Source organism: Photobacterium sp. OFAV2-7 (assembly GCF_022347985.1).
GTDB lineage: Bacteria > Pseudomonadota > Gammaproteobacteria > Enterobacterales > Vibrionaceae > Photobacterium.
This window is the reverse complement of record NZ_JAKRFQ010000752.1, coordinates 1-2,633: the sequence shown is the minus strand read 5'-3', so window position 1 is coordinate 2,633 and position 2,633 is coordinate 1. Positions and strand designations below refer to the sequence as shown.

At 39.0% G+C, this 2,633-nt stretch carries 3 protein-coding genes; all 3 read right to left on the bottom strand.

Translation table 11 applies throughout. The features are described from left to right. Positions 1 to 172: 172 nt before the first annotated feature. On the bottom strand, positions 173 to 1,015 hold the full coding sequence (locus tag MHN01_RS24025) for a hypothetical protein (protein WP_239413894.1): 843 nt from the start codon (positions 1,013 to 1,015) through the stop codon (positions 173 to 175). A gap of 149 nt (positions 1,016 to 1,164) precedes the next feature. Next, positions 1,165 to 1,953 carry a hypothetical protein gene (locus MHN01_RS24020; RefSeq protein ID WP_239413893.1) on the bottom strand — a complete coding sequence of 263 codons (789 nt, stop codon included), beginning with the start codon at positions 1,951 to 1,953 and terminating at the stop codon, positions 1,165 to 1,167. A gap of 295 nt (positions 1,954 to 2,248) precedes the next feature. Continuing rightward, positions 2,249 to 2,633 (bottom strand): tyrosine-type recombinase/integrase (locus MHN01_RS24015; RefSeq protein WP_239413892.1); only part of this gene is annotated, 385 nt, incomplete at its 5' end.

Sequence of the window (2,633 nt, the reverse complement as noted above, 5' to 3'; positions counted from 1 at the left end):
CAGGCCCTATAATCTGCTATATCTCTCAAGTATACCTCTATATATATCTACAACTGGCGTAGCCATATTAAAAAAAGAGCAACGTTTCCACCAAAACTAAACCATTTCACTTTAAACACGAAACCCATTCATGAATTGAAAACGCCACGCATTTGGAATTACTCATAAATGTTTATATTCCCTCTCTGATTTTTTTATACTCTGCAAGCATTTCAGATTCTTTCTTACGCCTTTCTTCCACGTCTTTCTTAGTGTGGATACGAACATTAAAGTTATTACTTTTTTGTCCAGAGTGCACAACACCCTCAAAGCTTTTCCTGATTTTTTCTACTTCACTGGCAAGGTTATGGATTGGATCTCCATTTCCTAATTCTGTAATTCCTTTAAACTCCGACAAATCAATAGTAGATTCAGATATATATTGTTTGCCTGCGATATTAGTGTATGTAACCAAAATTGCCAGCTTAATATCAAAAGCACTATTACCAACCTTCTCTACTAACTCTATAAAACTAAACAAAAAACTACTGCGTTTTTTTTGAACGCCCAAGGACGTCATTTTATTCCTAATAAAATTGAGACGTTCAATCTCTTCTATCAACACTATCTCTTCAGGCGAAAAGGTGGAGCCATTTTTACCTTTTATTTCAAACGTTATGTCTTTAGCTACACCATTTCCCGTATTTTCAACATAAAGATTCATGAATTGGAATGAAAGTTTAGAAGACTCAAGGTAAACCTCAAGTTCTGGTTTTATAGACTGTTCCAATATATCTGCAGATTGCTTATCTTGACTACGGCGCAATTTCCAAGTTTCCAAAGCAAGAATGAAAGTTAATACAGCAATTGCAACAGTGGCCAAAGCAGCAACCCATGCAGACAGGGAGTCTTCAGATAATGGTAAATCGTTGCTTAATTCATGTCCGGTGATCAAACCCGCAATAAAGACAGCTGGCAGTAATAATAGTGTCATCAGTGAACCAATAATCCATAATGGCTTTTCGTTTTTCAACATCTATTCCTATATTTGCATCTAGTGCAGAAGGCTAACGCTGCATTAAGGTGAGCAACGCTACCACCATACCTAAATCATTAAACTGTGAACACAAAACCCAACCTTGCACTGAAAATACCAAGCATTGGGAACCATTCTTAAATACTTGTTTAACTATTTTGCTTCGCTTTTCGGAGCTCCTCAAATGCATTATGTAGCTCTTTAGAGCGACGATACATATTTAATAGCGAAAACCCATTGAAAGGAACAACACCTGATTGCAATATCCCTCCGGCACTACCCGGTAAAAAGGAGATAAGCATCCGATTTTTATCAACAGTAGACTTGAAGTCATTTAATTTGTCTTCATCGATTTGCTTTAAGAAAGTAGTTACAGGATCAGTATCTTCTGCGTATGCTAGAGGGATATTAAACCAAGTTTTTGAAGCTACTTCAGTTAAGGCTTGAGAGGCAATATCAAAATTCGACTGCACTTTTGGTACGGAAAAAAACAAATTTGCGTATTTGCCTGTAAATTGATGCACTTGAATTGACATTGCAACTAATCTCTTACGTTTTAATTCGATCTCCTGCCCACGACTATATTGATATGAGACTAGGAATAGCTTCTCATGCTTATCTTTTGATTTTCTTATCTTACTAGCAGCTTCTATGGATTCAGTCGCATAAATCTCACAATCAGTAACCAGCGAACCAACTTCAGTAAAAAATGCATTTAACTCCCCCCAAGCCTGTAATTTAATATTTGCCAATACTTGAGATTTCCAGTTTGCTGTAGCACTGGCGTATGCTACTAGAAATCCGATGACAGTTACGAGTGAGCTAGCTATAGCAACTTTCATTTCATCACTCAATGATCTGAGCCATTCCATCAGTTCACTGAAGGAATATGCAGGATAACCGAAGATACTTTCGCTAAAATAGCGAACAGCTAGCATGGTGATTAATACTCCGTAAAGATTACCCAGCAAGAAGCGTATGCAGACACCCAAGCTAACGCAGACGTAAAAGCAAGCGGTTTTTACGAACGGAATATAGTTCTGACTCAAATATCACCTCCAAATAGTTAGCATCAAACTCTACAAGCTCAGTTAATATCTCTTCCGGTCATCTGAGGTACGAAAAAGATTTATGATTTGAATTAGTACATCTCATCTCTCTTCCTACTACCACACATATACTCCTACCGAATAGCTCAGTATAAAACCATATGAAAACAGTGGTGTAAACATGTTATCCGTCATTAGAGTCCAGATATGCTGTCAACTTATCAGCATACAGCTCATAAGCCTTAAGCTGGTCATCCAACCAATCATGCTTGTTATACACAGCCAGCACCCCACCTAGCTCATGGCCTAGCATCTTCTCTACTACGTGTGGCATCACACCGAGTTCAGAAGCGCCTGTAGACAGAGAGCGCCTAAAATCATGGGTTCGCCAGTGTTCTAACGGCAGGCTCTCGCGTATGCGGCGTATATAACGGTTTGCTGCTGCAATGCTGATTGGGGTATTGAGGTCTTGCCCTGGGAATAGAACGTCGTCGTATGTCGCCATAACGCGTTCTAGGATGGATCGGACTTTGGTAGGGATCGGTCTTCGAATGGGCTTGTTGGTTTTG

Coding starts and splice junctions, on each gene's coding strand:
- MHN01_RS24020 (WP_239413893.1), bottom strand. CDS start 1,953: ATGCTAGCTGTTCGCTATTTTAGCGAAAGTATCTTCGGTTATCCTGCA.
- MHN01_RS24025 (WP_239413894.1), bottom strand. CDS start 1,015: ATGTTGAAAAACGAAAAGCCATTATGGATTATTGGTTCACTGATGACA.